The organism is Streptomyces sp. MAI_2237 (assembly GCF_054189285.1).
Window position 1 is genome coordinate 1,304,285 of record NZ_JAJPGQ010000003.1, and the last position, 18,052, is coordinate 1,322,336.

The following is an 18,052-nucleotide window of genomic DNA, read 5'->3' on the forward strand; positions in this document are numbered from 1 at the left end:
CGCTGCCCGCTCCTGCCGTCAGAGACGCTCGGGCGTCCGGATGCCCAGGAGGGCCATGCCCTGGTGCAGGGTGCGGGCCGTCATGTCGCACAGGAACAGACGGTTCTCGACCTGCGCCGGGGTGTCGGCCTTGAGGACCGGGCACTTGTCGTAGAACGACGTGTAGAGGGACGCCAGCTGGTACAGGTACGCCGCCAGCTTGTGCGGGGCGTACTCAGCCGCCGCCTCGAAGACCGTGTCGCCGAACGCGTCCAGGTGCAGGCCCAACGCCCGCTCCGCCGAGGCGAGTTCCAGCTCCGGGTGCGCGGCCGGCTTCGTCTCGCCCGCCTTGCGCAGGATCGACTGGATCCGGGCGTAGGCGTACTGGAGGTAGACGGACGTGTCGCCGTTCAGCGAGACCATCTGGTCCAGGTCGAACTTGTAGTCCCGGCTGGGGGACGTCGACAGGTCCGCGTACTTCACCGCGCCGATGCCGACCTGCGTGGCCCGCTCCTGGATCTCGTCCTCGGTGAGGTCCTTCGCCTTCTCCCGGACGACCTCGGCGGCCCGCTGCACGGCCTCGTCCAGCAGGTCCTCCAGCCGGACGGTCTCGCCCTCACGCGTCTTGAACGGCTTGCCGTCCGCGCCGAGCACCGTGCCGTAGCCCATGTTGTGCGCGGTCACGTCGTCGGTCAGCCAGCCCGCACGCCTCGCCGCCTCGAAGACCATCTTGAAGTGCAGCGACTGACGGACGTCCACCACGTACAGCAGCGAGGTGGCGTGCAGGTCGGTGACCCGGTTGCGGATCGCGGTCAGGTCGGAGGCCGCGTAGCCGAAGCCGCCGTCCGCCTTCTGCACGATCAGCGGCACCGGCTGGTCGTCCTTGCCCCGGATCTCGTCGAAGAACACGACGAGCGCGCCCTCCGAGCGCACCGCGACACCCATCTCCTCCAGGAGGCGGGCGGTCTCGGGCATGCCGTCGTTGTACGCCGACTCGCCGACGATCTCGTCGTCGCGGATCTCCATGTCCAGCTTCTCGAAGACGGAGTAGAAGTAGACCTTCGACTCGTCCACGAACTGCTGCCACAGCTCGAGCGTCTCCTTGTCGCCGGACTGCAGGGCGACGACCCGCTTGCGGGCCCGCTCCTTGAACTCCTCGTCCGCGTCGAAGACGGCCCGCGAGGCCTTGTACACCCGGTTGAGGTTGCTCATCGCCTGCTCGCCGTCGACGTCGGCCGCGGGGGCCAGCTCGCCGGGGTTCTCGAACAGGTACTGGATGAGCATGCCGAACTGGGTGCCCCAGTCGCCGATGTGGTGCCGGCCGATCGTCGTCTCGCCGGTGAAGTCGAGCATGCCGCGCAGCGCGTCGCCGATGACGGCGGAGCGCAGGTGGCCGACGTGCATCTCCTTCGCCACGTTCGGCTGGGCGTAGTCGATGACCGTGATGCCCGCGTTCTCCTTCAGCGGCACACCGAGCCGGTCGCCGTCCGCGTACCGCGCGGCGAGGTTCTCGGTGATGGCCCGGTCGGCGATCGTGAGGTTCAGGAAGCCGGGGCCGGACACCTCGACGTCCTTGATCAGCTCGTCGCCGGTCGCCACCCGGGAGACGACCTGCGTCGCCAGCTCCCGCGGGTTCGCCTTCGCCTTCTTGGCGAGCGCCAGAATGCCGTTGGCCTGGAAGTCGGCCCGGTCACTGCGTCGCAGCAGCGGGTCCGCTCCGGCGGCCTCCGGCAGGGTGGCCGAGAGGGCGGACGCGAGCTGCTGCTGGACGGAGTCGCTGAGGGACGTGACCGAGGCCATAGGAAGGGGTGCCGTTCTCCTCGTGGGAATGGATAGACCCATCCAGTATCCCATGGGGGGTAAAGCGGTTTTCCCGGTCGCACCACCGTCTGTGACAATGGAGCCTCACCCGTTCAGAAAGAAGGACGTGCCGATCGTGGCTCAGAGCACCGAGACCACCGACTGGGTCTCCCGTTTCGCGGATGAGGTCATCGAGGAGTCGGAGCGTCGGGCCCCGGGCAAACCGGTCGTCGTCGCGTCCGGACTCTCCCCGTCGGGCCCCATCCACCTCGGCAACCTCCGCGAGGTCATGACCCCGCACCTCGTCGCCGACGAGATCCGCCGCCGCGGACACCAGGTGCGCCACCTCATCTCCTGGGACGACTACGACCGCTACCGCAAGGTGCCCAAGGGCATCGCCGGGGTCGACGAGGACGCCTGGGCCGAGCACATCGGCAAGCCGCTGACCTCCGTCCCGGCGCCGAAGGGGTCGGCGTACCCGAACTGGGCCGAGCACTTCAAGGCCGCGATGACCGAGTCGCTGGCCGAGCTCGGCGTGGAGTTCGACGGGATCAGCCAGACCGAGCAGTACACCTCCGGCGTGTACCGCGACCAGGTCCTGCACGCCATGCGGCACCGCGGCGACATCGACGCCATCCTCGACCAGTACCGCACGAAGAAGGCGCCCGCCAAGCAGCAGCAGAAGCCTCTGGACGAGGCCGAGCTGGAGGCCGCGGAGGGCTCGGGCGCGGCCGGCGAGGACGACGGCAGCGGCGGCTCCGCCGGGTACTTCCCGTACAAGCCGTACTGCGGCAACTGCGAGAAGGACCTCACCACCGTCACCTCGTACGACGACGACACCACCGAACTGACCTACTCCTGCACCGTCTGCGGCTTCTCCGAGACCGTCCGGCTCAACGAGTTCAACCGCGGCAAGCTGGTGTGGAAGGTCGACTGGCCGATGCGCTGGGCGTACGAGGGCGTCATCTTCGAGCCCTCCGGCGTCGACCACTCGTCGCCCGGCTCCAGCTTCCAGGTCGGCGGCCAGATCGTCGGGATCTTCGGCGGCAAGCAGCCCATCGGCCCCATGTACGCCTTCGTGGGCATCAGCGGCATGGCGAAGATGTCCTCCTCGCGGGGCGGCGTGCCGACCCCCGGAGACGCCCTGAAGATCATGGAGCCGCAGCTGCTGCGCTGGCTGTATGCCCGCCGCCGCCCCAACCAGTCCTTCAAGATCGCTTTCGACCAGGAGATCCAGCGGCTCTACGACGAGTGGGACAAGCTGGACGCCAAGGTCGCCGACGGCACGGCCCTCCCGGCCGACGTCGCCGCGCACGCCCGGGCGGTCGGCACGGCCGCCGGTGAGCTGCCGCGCACCCCGCGCCCGCTGCCGTACCGGACCCTGGCCTCCGTCGCCGACATCACCGCAGGGCACGAGGACCAGGCGCTGCGCATCCTCAGCGACCTGGACCCCGCCAACCCGCTCGGCTCCCTCGACGAGGCCCGGCCGCGCTACGACAAGGCCGAGGCCTGGATCAACACGCACGTCCCCGCCGACCAGCGGACCATCGTGCGCGAGGAGCCGGACGCCGAGCTGCTGAAGTCCCTCGACGAGGCGTCCCAGCAGTCCGTACGGCTGCTGCTCGACGGCCTCGCCGAGCACTGGTCGCTCGACGGGCTCACCCACCTCGTCTACGGCGTGCCCAAGGTGCAGGCCGGCTTCCCGGCCGACGCCACGCCCAAGGAGCTGCCCGCGGAGATCAAGACCGCCCAGCGGACCTTCTTCGCCCTGCTCTACCACCTGCTGGTCGGCCGGGACACCGGCCCGCGCCTGCCCACGCTGCTTCTCGCGGTCGGCCAGGAGCGGGTGCGGCGCCTGCTCGGCGAGTAGCCCGCGTCATACGAGGAGGGGGCGTCCGGTGCCTGGCACCGGACGCCCCCTCCTCGTACGTACCGACGCGTCCTACGCGCTAGGCGATGTGGTCCTCCTGCAGTTCCGCCGTGTGACGGTTGGTGAAACGGTTGACCATGCGCTCGGCGTCACGCTGCGGCAGCGACACGCCGTACGTCGCCTCGACGTCACCGCGCAGCTGGCCGGCCGTCGGATAACTGCCGTCTATCGACTTCTTGAAGACCTGGTAGAAGTCCTCCTCCGTCGGCGCCGCCGGCTCCGGGGGGCCACCGCCCTCGCCCAGCTCGCGGGTCCGGTTCGGGCCCACCGGGATCGGGAAGGTGCCGGTCTCCTCCGGAGAGGGCTCCTGACCGGGCAGCGGAGGCTCCTCCTCGAACTGCTCGCGGTACTGGTCCGCCTGCTGCTGCTCCTCGTACCACTGGGCGTACTGGTCCGAGGGGTCGTAGGTCGGGTCGTAGCCGCCGTGGTACTCGATCTGCTGCGGGGGCCGCGCGTGCAGCCACGGGCTCACCTCCGGCTCCGGCTCGAACGGCGGCTGCTCGGCGACGGGCGGGCCGGCCAGTTCCTGGCGCTGCTCACCCGCGGGGGCCGCGCGCTGCGGGACCGGCGCCGCCACGGCGGCCCGGCCGTCCGCGGCCGGAGCCGCATCGAACCGGGGCGCCGGCGGGAGCAGGACCGGCTCGATGCCCGCCGCCGCCAGACCCGCCGGGGCCGTCTCCGCCAGCGGCACGCCGTACCGGGCCAGCCGCAGCGGCATCAGCGACTCCACCGGAGCCTTGCGGCGCCAGGCCCGGCCGAACCGCGAGTGCAGACGCGCCCGGTAGACCAGCCGCTCCTGCTCCAGCTTGATCACCTGCTCGTAGGAGCGCAGCTCCCACAGCTTCATCCGCCGCCACAGCAGGAACGTCGGCACCGGGGAGAGCAGCCAGCGGGTCAGCCGGACGCCCTCCATGTGCTTGTCCGCCGTGATGTCCGCGATCCGGCCGATGGCGTGCCGGGCCGCCTCCACCGCCACGATGAACAGCACCGGGATCACCCCGTGCATGCCCACACCCAGCGGGTCCGGCCAGGCCGCCGCGCCGTTGAACGCGATCGTCGCCGCCGTCAGCAGCCAGGCCGTCTGGCGCAGCAGCGGGAACGGGATGCGGATCCACGTCAGAAGGAGGTCCAGGGCGAGCAGGACACAGATACCGGCGTCGATGCCGACCGGGAACACGTACGCGAAGTTCCCGAAGCCCTTCTTGAGGGCCAACTCACGGACGGCCGCGTACGAACCGGCGAAGCCGATGCCGGCGATGATCACGGCGCCGGTCACGACCACGCCGATGAGAACGCGGTGCATCCGCGTCAGCTGCAGTGGCGCTGCCACCCGTACTCCCCTCCCATTGCGTGTTGTTGCGCGCAACAGGGTGGCACATGTGTGCGCCGCACGTGTTGTCGGTACGGCAGGAGCCCGGCCCCCGCGGAGGGCCGGGCTCCGCCGTACAGCGCGCCTGAGCTGCGCGTTGACGTCCTGGTGTGACGGTCAGCTCTTCTTCGACGCTGAGGAGGAAGGGGAAGCCGAAGCGGACTTCGCGGCCTTCGAGGCCGACGCGGAGGGCGACGGCGACTTCGACGCGGGCTTCGACGGCGAAGGGCTCGCCGTGCCCGCACCCGTGCCCGAACCCGCACTGCCGTCACCGTTCGCCGCCGACACCGCGGCCACCGCTTCCTTCGTCGCCTGCTCGGCGAGCTTCGCGAGGGCCTTCGGGTCCGGGGTCTTCTCACCGGCCAGACCCGCGCCGTTGTAGTCGACGGTCACGACCACGTTCTCCACCCGCGCCACGACCGTCTGCTGCTTGAAGGACCCCTCCTTCTTCTTCAGGTCGTAGTGCACCAGCGTCGCCTCGTCGCCCGTCCCGGCGACCGTCTGCCACTTGGCGTTCTTCGCGCCCTCGACCGCCTGGGCGTCCTTGACCTGCTTCGTGAAGTACTCGTGCGCCAGCTGGTTGCCCTCGCCGCGCGCGGCGTCCGACTCGAAGCGCAGCAACGACACGTTCAGCCAGCGGAACTGCGAGCCCTTCACGCCGTTGTTGTCCAGGCTGCTCCAGGAGCAGCTCGCCCGGGTTCCCGCGTCGCCGGAGCTGCCCTTCTTGCCGGACTTGACCCCCTTCGGCACCAGGGAGGTCAACGTCTTCTTCGACAACACCCCGCACGAGTCCGGCAGTTTCGCGTACGCCGCCGCCTGCACGGTCGGAGACGCGCTCACCCCCGCGGACGCGGCCGTGTCACCGCCCGAGGACCCCTTGCCGGCGCTCTTGTCACCGGAACCGGAGTCCGAGGAACATCCGGCCACCAGCAGTACCACCGGCACCGCCGCCGCGCACACAAGGACGCGGCCACGCCCCTTCGCTCGCTGGCTCCGCTGATCTCGCTCTGCTGCTCGCTGCATGGTTCCTTCACTCATGACGCTCGTGATTCCTGCGGTCGGCGTTCAGGTCCGAGGGGCCACGGTACGCGGTGAGGAACCTGTGCGGTTTTGTTTCGAAGGCTTTGCGCACGGGTGTGAGGGACCGGCGAACACCGGCTAACCGGCCAGCGTGTCCGCCAGCCGAGAGGCCAGATTCCGGGCCCTGTCCTGCATTTCCTTGCTGTCCGGGACCGTGCCGATCGTGGCCGGCTGCTCCTCGTACTCGATGGTCACGATGACGTTGGACGTGCGGAACGCCACAGTCACCGTGCGCTGCTGGGCCGTCGAACCGGAGCCGCTCACCACGTCGTTCAGGAACGCCTCGTCCCCCAGGTCCGACAGAGTGCGCGGCAGAAGGCTCGCGGGAGTCGCGGAGGAGGAGGCGGAGGGCGAGGAGGACGCCGAGGCGCTCGGCGAGGCGCTGGGCGACGTGCTGAAGTCGGCGGTCGCGGAGGCGTCGGCGGACGGCGACGCCTCGGGGAGGTTCGCCGCCTCCTCCTTCTTCCCGAACAGCTCCTGCGCCTGGGCGTCGTCGCTCACCGCGTTGTCGTACGACACCACCCGCTCGAAGTCGACGAAGAGGTGGTCGGTGGCGTCCGACGACTCCACCTTCCAACGGCAGCCCGCCTTGCGGTCCGTGTCGTACGTGAGCGTCGCCTCGCCCTCGTACGCCTTGTCGCGCTGCGTGGTGTCCGTGATCTGCCGGATGCCCGGCAGCAGCGTGTCGAGCGTGCCGTGGCTCACCGCGCCGCACGGCTCGGGAAGGGTGTCGTACTTGCCGGGCTGGGCCACCGCGGTCGCCGTGCCGGCGTCGCCCGGGTTCGCGTCGTCGGTGGCTCCGGTGTCGTTCGAGCCGCCGGTGCAGCCGGCCAACAGCGCCGCGAGGAGGGCGACGACGCCGGGTACGTAGGCCTTCCGCTGCACGGTCGGGCTCCCTTCGACGGTGGGGTCCGGGCGATCACTACCAGTGTCCCCGCTGGTTATTCGCTTGCCGCACAGGGGCGCTCCCTGCAGACAATGTGTATCGCACGCAACACCGCGAACGCTGGTCCGATGTCCCTTTCGTTGATCATGGCGCGGTTTTTGCGATTCAAGACTTCTGTCATGTTTTCGGGGGAAAGAGGACGTCATGTCGTACGTGGAGATACCGGGCGCCAAGGTCCCCATCCGGATGTGGACCGACCCGGCGTCGGTCGAGGACGTGGCCCTGCAGCAGCTGCGCAACGTCGCGACCCTGCCGTGGATCAAGGGCCTGGCGGTGATGCCGGACGTCCACTTCGGAAAGGGCGCGACGGTCGGCTCCGTCATCGCGATGCGGGGGGCGGTGTGTCCCGCGGCGGTGGGGGTGGACATCGGGTGCGGGATGTCGGCGGTGAAGACGTCGCTGACGGCGAACGACCTTCCAGGCGACCTGTCGCGGCTGCGCTCGAAGATCGAGCAGGCCATCCCGGTGGGTCGCGGCATGCACGACGACCCGGTCGACCCCTCCCGTATGCACGGATTCGCCACCGCGGGCTGGGACGACTTCTGGGAGCGCCGCGGCGGCGTTGCGGAGGCGGTGAAGTTCCGTCATGAGCGGGCCGGGAAGCAGATGGGCACCCTCGGGTCGGGCAACCACTTCGTGGAAGTTTGTACGGATATGTCCGGTTCGGTGTGGCTGATGCTGCACTCCGGTTCGCGCAACATCGGCAAGGAACTCGCCGAGCACCACATCGGCGTGGCCCAGAAGCTCTCCCACAACCAGGGCCTGGTCGACCGCGACCTCGCCGTCTTCGTCGCGGACACCCCGCAGATGGCGGCGTACCGCAACGACCTGTTCTGGGCGCAGGAGTACGCCAAGTACAACCGCACGATCATGATGGCGCTCCTGAAGGACGTGGTCCGCAGGGAGTTCAAGAAGGCGAAGCCGGCCTTCGAGCCGGAGATCTCCTGCCACCACAACTACGTGGCCGAGGAGCGCTACGAGGGCATGGACCTGCTCGTCACCCGCAAGGGCGCGATCCGCGCGGGCTCCGGCGAGTACGGGATCATCCCCGGTTCCATGGGCACGGGTTCGTACATCGTGAAGGGTCTCGGCAACGAGAAGGCCTTCAACTCGGCGTCCCACGGCGCGGGCCGGCGCATGAGCCGCAACGCGGCCAAGCGCCGGTTCTCGACGAAGGACCTGGAGGAGCAGACGCGGGGCGTGGAGTGCCGCAAGGACTCCGGTGTCGTCGACGAGATCCCGGGCGCCTACAAGCCGATCGAGCAGGTCATCGACCAGCAGCGGGACCTGGTGGAGGTCGTGGCGAAGCTGAAGCAGGTCGTCTGCGTGAAGGGCTGAGTCAGCTCAGCCGCTTCTCCAGCAGGGTCACCGCGTACGGGCTGCCTGTGCCGTCCGTCTTGGCCGGTTGTTCTCCGACCATCCGGTAGCCCGCCGACTCGTAGTACGCGCGGAGGCGGGGGTTGGAGGACAGGCAGTCCAGGCGGGCGTACGGGCGGCCCGTGGCGGTGATGCGGGACTCCGCTTCGGCCAGCAGTGCGCGGCCCGTGCCCGGGGGAGCCGTGTGCGGGGTCGTCATCAGGCGGTGGATGTAGCCGGCGTCGTCGGGGCGGGGGCCCCAGGCCGCCCGGTCCTGCCACCACAGTTCGCAGGCGCCGGTCAGATGGGGGCCCGCGTACGACAGCCAGACCTCGCCGTCCTCCATGCGCGCGCGGAAGTGGGCCTCGTCCTTCTCGCCCGGCTTCCACTGGTCGATGCCGCGGGCCAGCTGCCACAGTGCGGCGGTGTCGCGCAGGCGGACCAGGGTCGCCGCGTCCGCCGGGGTCGCCCTGCGGTAGGTCGGGGACGGCCAGGTGGTGGGGCGCGGTTCCAGGAGCGAGGTGCGCAGGCGGGCGGCCAACGCGTCCGCGTCCAGGCAGAGTTCCCGGGTCACGTACGTCTCGATCGAGCCGTAGCGGGCCTTCATGGATGCGAGGAACGTGCGCATGACCTCGGCCGGGGCGCGGCCGAAGCCCAGCCAGGTCGGCGCGCGGCCCTCCCGCGCCGTCCAGAGTGCCAGCATGGCCGGTGTCGCCAGCTCGGTGAGGCTGTAGTCCTCGATGATCGTCTCGTCCGGGATGCCCAGCAACGCCAGGACCAGCGCGGCCAGTTGGCCCGTGCGGTCCTTTCCGGACGCGCAGTGGAAGACCAGGGGTTCGGATGCGTCCGCCGCCGCGGCGATCAGTTCCAGGGCGCGGCGGATCTCCTTCGTGCCGTCCTCCGCCACCTCCAAGTACCGCGCCGCCAGGTAGGGGCCCGGATCGATGTCGGGGTCCAGTGCCGGCTGGTTGTACGGACGGTGCTCGATGCTGAGGTTGTGGTAGCGGAAGGACGGGTCGTCCGGGACGCGGCCCCGCTTCTCGGCCTCCCAGGGGTGGCGGAGGTCGATCACCGTGCGGATGCCCAGGGAGAGGAGGCGGGACCAGTCCCGCGTGCCCTGCCGGAGCTTGCCCAGGGAGTCCGCGCGGTACAGGAGTCCGGGGCGGACGCGCCGGCCGTCGGGGGTCGAATAGCCGCCCAGGTCACGGAAGTTGTGCAGCGCCTCGAAAGGTAGGTGTCGGTCCACAGGCTGTGACTCTATGCCTACTTCGCGTGCAGTACGGCGTAGATCATCACGAAGGCCACGATGTGGATGCCGAAGAGGAAGTACCCGAGGTAGTACCAGACGTAGCGTTCGCGTTTCTTCTCCAGGGCGAGGCGCCGCTGCTCGGTGTCGTCCGTCACTGTGACTCCCTGTGGACCTTGGTGTTCGACGCCTGGGCGCGGGGGCGCAGCACCAGGAGGTCTACGTTGACGTGGGAGGGGCGGGTCACCGCCCAGGCGATGGTCTCCGCGACGTCGTCGGCGGTCAGCGGCTCGGCCACGCCCTCGTAGACCTTCGCCGCCTTCTGCGCGTCGCCGCCGAAGCGGGTGAGGGCGAACTCGTCCGTCCTGACCATGCCGGGCGCGATCTCGATCACGCGGACCGGCTGTCCGACGATCTCCAGGCGCAGGGTCTCGGCGAGGACGTGGGCGCCGTGCTTGGCGGCGACGTAGCCGGCGCCGCCCTCGTACGTGCCGTGGCCGGCCGTCGAGGAGACCACGACCACCGTGCCGTCGCCGCTCGCGACCAGCTTGGGCAGGAGGGCCTGGGTGAGGTTGAGGGTGCCGATGACGTTCGTCTCGTACATGGTGCGCCAGTGGGCGGGGTCGCCGGTGGCGACGGGGTCGGCGCCGAGGGCGCCGCCGGCGTTGTTGACCAGGACGCCGATGGTCCTGAACGCCGTGGCGAACTCGTCGACGGCCGCGCGGTCGGTGACGTCCAGCTGGTAGGCGGTGGCCTGGTGGCCCGCCTCGTTGATCTCCTTGGCCAGCGCCTCGATGCGGTCCTCCCGGCGGGCGGTGAGGACGACGCGGTAGCCGGCCGCGGCGAGCTGCCGGGCCGTGGCGGCGCCGATTCCGCTGCTCGCACCGGTCACGACGGCGATGCGGGAGGCGGCGGACGGTGCGGTGGCCATGCGGGGCTCCTGGGGTCGGTCTGCGGTCGGCTGCCGTCCAGCGTAGGTGAGGGTCAGCCGCCGTTCCGCGGCGCCCACATGATGACCGCCATCCCGGCCAGGCAGATCAGCGCCCCGGTGAGGTCCCACCGGTCGGGCCGGTAGCCGTCGGCGACCACTCCCCACAGGATCGATCCGGCCACGAAGACGCCGCCGTACGCGGCGAGGACGCGGCCGAAGTGGGCGTCGGGCTGGAAGGTGGCGACGAAGCCGTAGGCGCCGAGGGCGAGGACGCCCCCGGTGATCCACAGCCAGCCGCGGTTGTCGCGCAGGCCCTGCCAGATCAGCCAGGCGCCGCCGATCTCGAGGACGGCGGCGAGGACGAACAGGGCGGCGGAGCGGGCGACGAGCATGACGGCAGCCTCGCATGCCCGCTGTCACCTGATGGACGGCGCCTGCGCCGCGTCCCGCGGGGGATACATGCCAGGACCACGTGGAGTGAGGAGTGGGTATGCGGAAGGTTCTCGTGGGGTTGGCGACGCTGGCGGCGGTGTGCGGGGCGGCGGTGCCCGCCGGTGCCGTCGTGACCGGCGGGCCCGAGGCCGATCTCGCCTATCACGGTGCCGTGTCCATGGCGGACGGCACGGTCGGCGTGCGGTTCACGCCGCTCAACAACGGGCCGTCGGCCGCGCCGGACGTGACGGTGCGGCTGCGCTGGTCGGCCGCGCTGGCGGACCGGCAGGAGCTGCCGGAGGGCTGCGTGCGGTCGGGGCCGCGGGTGGTGCTGTGCCGGGTGGGGGAGCTGCCGGCGGACGGCCTGGGGGAGCGGATCGCCCTGCGGGTACGGCTGCGGGCGGCGCCGTCGGAGGTGCTGCTGGTGCTGGACACCGTGTGGAGCGGCGGCACGGTCGACCCGAACCGGCGCAACGACCGGCAGCGGGTGCTCGTGCTGGACACGGGGGACGAGTACTACTTCTAGGGCGTGTGCCCGGGATCGCCGGTCAGGCAGCCGCCGTCCGCCGAAGGTGCCTGCGTCGTACGATTTCTGTGCGGCGCAGAGGACGAAGGAGCGAGGCATGACGGAAACGGCACGGGAGCGGCTGCTGGACGAGCTGTCGTCCGTCTCGCGGCGCTACATGGCCTCGTACGCCCTGTTCAACCAGGCCGTCGCCGACCACATCGGGTTGCACCCGACCGACCTGCAGTGCCTGAACCTGCTGACACTGGAGGGCGCGCCGGTGACGACGGGCCGGATCGCCGAGCTGACGGGGCTGACGACCGGGTCGGCGACGCGGCTGGTGGACCGGCTGGAGAAGGCCGGGTACGTCGTGCGGGAGCGGGACGCGGCCGACCGGCGCAAGGTGCTGGTGGCGACCGTGCCGGAGAAGGTCGCCGAGTTCGGGCGGATGTGGCAGCGGCTCAGCGGCGGCTGGTTCGCCCTGTTCGACGACCTGGACGACACCCAGCTCGCGGTGATCGTGGGACATATGAGGCGGACGGCGGACTTCAGCGGCCGCCAGGTGGCGCTGCTGCGCGCCGGTGGCGTCTAGCGCCTTCCCCCTCGGGGTGGCCGGCTAGACGTTCTGCGTGTCGTAGCGCCCGCGGGCCTCGTGGACCTCCTCGATGTGGGTCTCCGCCCAGTGCTTCACGGCTGTCAGCAGGTGGGCGAGGCTGCCGCCCAACGGGGTGAGTTCGTAGTCGACGCGGACCGGGACGGACGGGGTGACGGTGCGCGAGAGGATCCCGTCGCGCTCCAGGGTGCGCAGGGTCTGGGTGAGCATCTTGGGGCTGACGCCGGCGATCTTGCGAGTGAGGTCGCTGTAGCGCATCGGGCCGCGGGAGAGGGCCGCGACGACCAGGCTGACCCACTTGTCGCTGAGGCGGCCGAGCAGCTCGTTGGTGGGGCAGGCCTTGAGGAAGGCGTCGTACTCGGCGCGTGCCTGTTCGCGCCGCTGGGCCGCGGTCGTGGTCGCCATGGCTTCCCTCCGGGGGACATACGCACTCTCAGGTAACTACTTCCGAAAGGATAGTGCCTCTTCCTAGGGTTGTCGCTGTGCACAAGAAAGCGGCACAAATACCCATGAAACAGGGAGAGTTGTGATGCGAGCAGCAGTGGTGAGGACCTTCGGCGGACCCGAGGCCGTCGAGGTCGTGCAGACCGAACTGCCCGAGCCCGGGGCGCGGCAGATACGGATCAAGGTGGCGGCGGCCACGCTGAACCCGGTGGACGCCGGGGTGCGGGAGGGGTTCTTCGGAGGCGCGGGCAAGCAGATCGGGTTCGGCTGGGACGTCGCCGGGACGGTGGACGCGACGGGCGTGGCCACGGCGTGGAGCGTCGGCGACCAGGTGGTGGCCCTCGACCCGGGCATGGTGCGGCCGGCCGGGACGCACGCGGAGTACGTCGTCGTCGACACGGACGCGGTGGCCAAGGCGCCGGCCACGGTCGACGCCGTGCACGCCGCGACCCTGCCCCTGAACGCCCTGACCGCCGTACAGGCCCTGGACCTGCTGGAGTTGACCGAGGGGCAGTCCCTGCTGGTCGTCGGCGCGGCGGGCGCGGTCGGCGGCTTCGCCGTCCAACTCGCCGCCCATCGGGGGGTGTCGGTGACCGGGCAGGCCAGGGCGGCGGACGAGGAGCTCGTACGGTCCTTCGGCGCCGACGACTTCACCTCCGGTCCCGTCGGCGCGGGCACCTTCGACGCCGTGCTGGACACCGCGGTGCTCGGGGAGGCGGCCCTGGAGTGGGTGCGGGACGGCGGCGCCTATGTGGGCGTACGGCCCGGCGGGGAGCCGGCCCCGGTGCGCGGGGTGCGGACGGCGGCCGTCGCGGTCCGCCCCGACGGGGCCCGGCTGGCCGAGCTCGCGGCGCTGGTGGACCAGGGGGTGCTGACCCTCCGGGTGGCCGAGACCTACCCGCTGGACGACGCGGCCAAGGCCCACGCCCGCCTCGCGGAGGGCGGCTTCCGGGGGCGGCTGGTGCTGGTTCCCTAGTGGTGCTGCTCGGCCGGGGCCTTGCGGGGCAGCAGGCGTACGAGGGGCAGGCACAGGAGGAGGGACGCGGCGACGGCGGTGAGGCTCGCGCGCAGGGCGTGGGTCTCACCGCCGCCGGCCGTGTGGAAGTAGACCGTGGTGACGGCCGCGGCGCCGACGGCGTTGGCGAGTTGCTGCACCGCGTTGAGCGAGCCGCTCGCGCTGCCCGCCTCCTCGGGGGCGATGTCGCCGATGGTGACGTCGTAGACGGTGCCGAAGCAGGTGCCCATGCCGAGGCCGATGAGAAGGAGCGGGGGCACCAGGGCCCACGCGGACCCTTCGGCGACCAGGGCCAGGCAGCCGCAGCCGGTGAGGATCAGCAGCAGTCCGGCGACGACGAGCCGGCGGCCGTGGCGGTGGATCAGCCGGTAGCAGGCGATGGACGCGACGACGATCCCGGCGGACAGGGGGATCAGGCCGAGCGCGGTGCCCGCGGGGGAGCGGCCGAGGCCGCGCTGGAGATAGAGGGAGACGGTGTAGAGCAGGCCCGCCACCGCGGCGAAGGCGAGGACGCCGAGGACCAGGCCCGAGGTGAAGCCGCGGTTGCGCAGCAGGCTCGGGCGGAGCAGCGGTTCGGGGGCCGTGCGCTGGCGCCGGCAGAACGCGGCGAACAGGGCGAGGCCGGCGAGGAGCAGGGAGAGGGGCCGGGTGCCCCAGCCACCGTCCGAGCCGTCGATCAGCCCGCCGAGCAGGCCCAGCATGGCGCCCGCGAGGAGGGCGGAGCCGGGGGCGTCGACGGCGACGGACGCGTCACCGCGGTCCCGGGGGAGCAGACGAGCGGCGGCGAGCAGGGCGGCACCGCCGAGGAGCAGGTTGATCAGGAACATGGGGCGCCAGCCGAGGCCGGCGAGGTCGGCGTCGACCAGGAACCCGGCGAGGATCGGCCCGCCGACCGCGGACAGCCCCATGACCGGACCGAAGAGGCTGAACGCCTTGCCGATCTGGTCGCGGGGCCAGGTCGCGCCGAGGATGCCGAAGCCCTGCGGGATGACGAGCGCCCCGAAGGCGCCCTGGACGAGCCGGGCGACGACCAGTGCCGCCGGGTTCGGGGCCAGCCCGCACGCCAGGGAGGCCGCGACGAACCCGGCGAGTCCGGTCAGGAAGAGCCGGCGGCGTCCGTACCGGTCGCCGAGCCGCCCGCCGGGCACGAGCAGCACGCCGAGCGCGAGCGCGTAGGACGCGCCGAGCCACTGCACGAGCCCGGCGCCCCCGCTGAGGTCACGCGTGATGGTCGGCGCGGCGATGTTGGTGATGGTCGCGTCGAGGAGGTCCAGGACGTCGGCGGCCAGCACGACCGCCAGGACGGCCCAGCGGGCGCGGGAGGACAGCGGGGGACTTTCAGCTGCGTTACGAAGAATCTGCGTCACGCAGATAAAATAGCGAGGAGCGGTCCGGGACGGTCAAGCGCATTAGGCGGGTGAGGCGGTCAGGGCGTCGCGAGGGAGTGGCCGCCGGAGCCGCGAGGCGCTGTGTGCACTGCAGAAGCGCGACCGGGGCCGACGGGTGCTGTTCCCAGGAATGGCCGGGCTGCGGCGGGCGCGTTGCGCGGGAGCGGTCGGGGGCGGCGGGGGCCTTGTGCGGGAGTGGTCGGGCTGCGGCGGGCGCTTCGCGTGGGAACGGTCGGGGTCGGCAGGCGGGGGACGGGGGCGGTCGGGCTGCGGCGGGCGCTTTGTGTGGGAGTGGTCGGGTTCGGCGGGGGCTTTGTGCGGGGGTGGTCGGGCTGCGGCGGATGCCTCGCGTCGGAACGGTCGGGGCCGGCAGGTGGGGGACGGGGGCGGTCGAACGGGCGTCGGGAAGGCCTCGGTCAGCCCAGCCCCTGCGCCACGTACGCCGCCGGCGGCACGCCCACCGTCGCCGTGAAGTCGCGTACCAGGTGGGCCTGGTCGGCGTAGCCGAGGTCGGCGGCGAGCGTCGCCCAGTCGATCCGGTCGGCGGTCTCGGCGTGCTCCAGGGCCTCGTGGATGCGATAGCGCAGGATGACCCACTTCGGGCCCACCCCGACATACCCGGCGAACAGGCGCTGCAGGAGTCGTACGGACATGCCCTCGGTGCGGGCCAGTTCGGTGACGCGGCGGATGCCGCGGTCGGTGCGGGCGCGCTCGACCAGGGCCGTGGCGAGGTCGGCCTGCGGGTCGGGCCGCGGGTCGAGGGAGAGGAGGAAGGCGTCGAGGGCGGCGACGCGGGCCGCCTCGTCGTCGGGGGCGAGGACCGCGGCGAGGTCGGCGTCCGGGAAGACCTCGGGGGAGTGGACCCGGCGGCCCGTCCACTGGCTCACCGGCGCCTGCGGCGCGAAGGGGCGGAAGGCGCCCGGGCGGAACTTGACGCCGCAGACCCGGCCCCGCCCCTCCAGCTTCTGGGCGAACAGGCCGTGCTGGACGCCGGCGACCTCCACGAAGGGCCTCTGCCCCTCGAAGCGCTGGAAGACGACATGGACGGCCGGGTGCGGGACCACGTGCGAGACGTACGGCTCGGGCAGGTCCCAGTCGATCAGCCAGTAGTGCTCGACGTACCGGCGCAGCGGTCCGGCGGCGTCCGGGCGGCGGAAGTCCACGCGCGCGAGGAAGTCCGCGGCGCCGACGATGCCTCGGGTGTCACGGCGTGGGGTGGCCATGTCCGGATCGTAGGACGCGGCACTGACAACGCCCGGAATACCGGGAGCCCGCCCCTCGTTTGCCGGTATAGTTTAACGGTCAACAACTTGGAGGTTGAGCGACCATGCAGTTCGGACTCTTCAGCGTCGGCGACGTCACGCCGGACCCGACCACGGGCCGTACGCCGACCGAGCGCGAGCGGATCAAGGCCATGGTCGCCATCGCGCTGAAGGCCGAGGAGGCCGGCCTGGACGTCTTCGCGACCGGCGAGCACCACAACCCGCCGTTCGTCCCCTCGTCCCCGACGACCATGCTCGGCTACATCGCCGCGCAGACGGAGAAGCTGATCCTCTCCACCTCCACCACCCTCATCACCACCAACGACCCGGTGAAGATCGCCGAGGACTTCGCGATGCTCCAGCACCTGGCCGACGGCCGGGTGGACCTGATGATGGGCCGCGGCAACACCGGCCCGGTCTACCCCTGGTTCGGGCAGGACATCCGCCAGGGCATCAACCTCGCGATAGAGAACTACGCGCTGCTGCGCCGTCTGTGGCGCGAGGACGTGGTCGACTGGGAGGGCAAGTTCCGCAGCCCCCTGCAGGGCTTCACCTCCACCCCGCGCCCGCTGGACGGCGTGCCGCCCTTCGTCTGGCACGGCTCCATCCGCTCGCCGGAGATCGCCGAACAGGCCGCGTACTACGGCGACGGCTTCTTCCACAACAACATCTTCTGGCCCGCCGACCACACCAAGCGCATGGTCGAGCTGTACCGGACCCGGTACGCGCACTACGGCCACGGCACGCCCGAGCAGGCCATCGTCGGCCTGGGCGGCCAGGTGTTCATGCGGAAGAACTCCCAGGACGCGGTGCGCGAGTTCCGCCCCTACTTCGACGTCGCCCCGGTCTACGGCCACGGGCCGTCCCTGGAGGACTTCACCGACCAGACCCCGCTGACCGTCGGCTCCCCGCAGCAGGTGATCGAGAAGACGCTCGCCTTCCGGGAGTACGCCGGTGACTACCAGCGCCAGCTCTTCCTGCTGGACCACGCCGGGCTGCCGCTGAAGACCGTCCTGGAACAGATCGACCTGCTCGGCGAGGAGGTCGTGCCGGTGCTGCGCAAGGAGTTCGCCGTCGGCCGCCCGGCCGACGTGCCCGAGGCGCCCACCCACGCGTCCCTGCTCGCCACCGCACGGAAGGAGACCACCGTATGAAGCTCGTCGTCGTCTCGGCGGGGCTGAGCGTGCCCTCGTCCACCCGGCTGCTGGGTGACCGGCTGGCCGCGGCGGTGGCCCGGCACACCCCGGTCGAGGTCGAGGTGGTCGAGCTGCGCGACCTCGCCGTGGAGATCGCGCACCACTTCACCAACGGATTCCCGGGCCGCGCCCTGTCCGCCGCGCAGGACGCCGTGGCGGGCGCCGACGGACTGATCGTCGTCACCCCGGTGTTCTCCGCCTCGTACAGCGGGCTGTTCAAGTCCTTCTTCGACGTCCTCGACAAGGACGCCCTGGCGGGCAAGCCGGTGCTGATCGCGGCGACCGGCGGCACGGCCCGGCACTCGCTGGTGCTGGAGCACGCGCTGCGCCCGCTGTTCGCGTACCTGCGGGCCGTGGTCGTGCCCACCGGTGTGTACGCCGCGTCGGAGGACTGGGGCGCGGAGGGCCTGGACGGCCGGATCGAGCGGGCGGCGGGCGAGCTGGCCGCGCTGGCGGCGGGCCTGTCCGCGACCCGGCCGGCGCGGGACGACTTCGAGGTCGTGCCCTTCGCCGACCAGCTGGCGGCACTGTCGCCCGGCGGCACGTCCGGGCACGCCTGA

The 18,052-nt window shown here is 71.4% G+C and carries 18 protein-coding genes; 7 read left to right on the plus strand and 11 right to left on the minus strand.

Annotated features, from left to right (window positions below; translation table 11 throughout):
- Positions 1-18: 18 nt before the first annotated feature.
- Positions 19-1,779, minus strand: coding sequence for an arginine--tRNA ligase (gene argS / locus LN251_RS16355; protein ID WP_458245063.1), 1,761 nt, complete (start codon positions 1,777-1,779; stop codon positions 19-21).
- Between the two features lie 127 nt (positions 1,780-1,906).
- Here argS and lysS point away from each other — a divergent pair, with 127 nt between their 5' ends.
- On the plus strand, positions 1,907-3,649 hold the full coding sequence (gene lysS, locus LN251_RS16360; protein WP_458245064.1) for a lysine--tRNA ligase: 1,743 nt from the start codon (positions 1,907-1,909) through the stop codon (positions 3,647-3,649).
- A 79-nt stretch (positions 3,650-3,728) separates the two neighbouring features.
- Here lysS and LN251_RS16365 read toward each other — a convergent pair whose 3' ends face one another.
- From LN251_RS16365 to LN251_RS16375, 3 genes are all read right to left on the minus strand, one after another.
- Positions 3,729-5,039 carry a DUF2637 domain-containing protein gene (locus LN251_RS16365; RefSeq protein WP_458245065.1) on the minus strand — a complete coding sequence of 437 codons (1,311 nt, stop codon included), beginning with the start codon at positions 5,037-5,039 and terminating at the stop codon, positions 3,729-3,731.
- 156 nt (positions 5,040-5,195) lie between these two features.
- Positions 5,196-6,101, minus strand: coding sequence for a DUF3558 family protein (locus LN251_RS16370; RefSeq protein ID WP_458245066.1), 906 nt, complete (start codon positions 6,099-6,101; stop codon positions 5,196-5,198).
- A gap of 135 nt (positions 6,102-6,236) precedes the next feature.
- Entirely contained in the window at positions 6,237-7,043 is an 807-nt protein-coding gene (locus LN251_RS16375) for a DUF3558 domain-containing protein (RefSeq protein WP_458245067.1), read from the minus strand.
- Between the two features lie 205 nt (positions 7,044-7,248).
- Between LN251_RS16375 and LN251_RS16380 the strand changes: the two genes are divergently transcribed.
- Positions 7,249-8,442 carry an RtcB family protein gene (locus LN251_RS16380; protein WP_458245068.1) on the plus strand — a complete coding sequence of 398 codons (1,194 nt, stop codon included), beginning with the start codon at positions 7,249-7,251 and terminating at the stop codon, positions 8,440-8,442.
- A gap of 1 nt (position 8,443) precedes the next feature.
- Here the strand turns inward: LN251_RS16380 and LN251_RS16385 are convergent, their stop codons facing one another.
- Genes LN251_RS16385 through LN251_RS16400 form a run of 4 tightly spaced genes read right to left on the minus strand, consistent with a single transcriptional unit; the run spans position 8,444 to position 11,029 of the window.
- Complete coding sequence (locus tag LN251_RS16385; RefSeq protein ID WP_458245069.1) at positions 8,444-9,706, minus strand: tyrosine-protein phosphatase; 1,263 nt, start codon at positions 9,704-9,706, stop codon at positions 8,444-8,446.
- Positions 9,707-9,723: 17 nt separating this feature from the next.
- Positions 9,724-9,864 carry a hypothetical protein gene (locus LN251_RS16390; RefSeq protein WP_458245070.1) on the minus strand — a complete coding sequence of 47 codons (141 nt, stop codon included), beginning with the start codon at positions 9,862-9,864 and terminating at the stop codon, positions 9,724-9,726.
- Positions 9,861-10,637 carry an SDR family NAD(P)-dependent oxidoreductase gene (locus LN251_RS16395; protein ID WP_458245071.1) on the minus strand — a complete coding sequence of 259 codons (777 nt, stop codon included), beginning with the start codon at positions 10,635-10,637 and terminating at the stop codon, positions 9,861-9,863. Before LN251_RS16395 ends, LN251_RS16390 begins: the two co-directional genes overlap by 4 nt.
- A 53-nt stretch (positions 10,638-10,690) precedes the next feature.
- Complete coding sequence (locus tag LN251_RS16400) at positions 10,691-11,029, minus strand: YnfA family protein (protein WP_458245072.1); 339 nt, start codon at positions 11,027-11,029, stop codon at positions 10,691-10,693.
- A 98-nt stretch (positions 11,030-11,127) separates the two neighbouring features.
- Here LN251_RS16400 and LN251_RS16405 point away from each other — a divergent pair, with 98 nt between their 5' ends.
- Positions 11,128-11,595: a hypothetical protein gene (locus LN251_RS16405; protein WP_458245073.1), complete on the plus strand. Its 468-nt coding sequence runs from the start codon at positions 11,128-11,130 to the stop codon at positions 11,593-11,595.
- Between the two features lie 97 nt (positions 11,596-11,692).
- Positions 11,693-12,166, plus strand: a complete 474-nt coding sequence (locus tag LN251_RS16410) for a MarR family winged helix-turn-helix transcriptional regulator (protein ID WP_362996166.1) — start codon at positions 11,693-11,695, stop codon at positions 12,164-12,166.
- A gap of 24 nt (positions 12,167-12,190) precedes the next feature.
- On the opposite strand, the gene LN251_RS16415 is transcribed toward LN251_RS16410, so the two are convergent.
- Positions 12,191-12,592: a winged helix-turn-helix transcriptional regulator gene (locus LN251_RS16415; RefSeq protein ID WP_458245074.1), complete on the minus strand. Its 402-nt coding sequence runs from the start codon at positions 12,590-12,592 to the stop codon at positions 12,191-12,193.
- A 124-nt stretch (positions 12,593-12,716) separates the two neighbouring features.
- Here LN251_RS16415 and LN251_RS16420 point away from each other — a divergent pair, with 124 nt between their 5' ends.
- Complete coding sequence (locus LN251_RS16420; RefSeq protein ID WP_458245075.1) at positions 12,717-13,607, plus strand: NADP-dependent oxidoreductase; 891 nt, start codon at positions 12,717-12,719, stop codon at positions 13,605-13,607.
- Here LN251_RS16420 and LN251_RS16425 read toward each other — a convergent pair.
- Both LN251_RS16425 and LN251_RS16430 read right to left on the minus strand, forming a co-directional pair.
- Complete coding sequence (locus tag LN251_RS16425) at positions 13,604-15,013, minus strand: MFS transporter (RefSeq protein ID WP_458245076.1); 1,410 nt, start codon at positions 15,011-15,013, stop codon at positions 13,604-13,606. The genes LN251_RS16420 and LN251_RS16425 overlap by 4 nt on opposite strands.
- A 437-nt stretch (positions 15,014-15,450) precedes the next feature.
- A complete protein-coding gene (locus LN251_RS16430) occupies positions 15,451-16,257 on the minus strand; it encodes a helix-turn-helix domain-containing protein (protein ID WP_458245077.1) in 807 nt (268 codons plus the stop codon).
- Positions 16,258-16,361: 104 nt separating this feature from the next.
- Between LN251_RS16430 and LN251_RS16435 the strand changes: the two genes are divergently transcribed.
- The gene (locus LN251_RS16435) at positions 16,362-17,450 is read left to right on the plus strand and encodes an LLM class flavin-dependent oxidoreductase (RefSeq protein WP_403958721.1); all 1,089 of its coding nucleotides are present in this window, start codon (positions 16,362-16,364) and stop codon (positions 17,448-17,450) included.
- On the plus strand, positions 17,447-18,052 hold the full coding sequence (locus LN251_RS16440; protein ID WP_458245078.1) for an FMN reductase: 606 nt from the start codon (positions 17,447-17,449) through the stop codon (positions 18,050-18,052). The genes LN251_RS16435 and LN251_RS16440 overlap by 4 nt, the downstream gene beginning before the upstream one ends.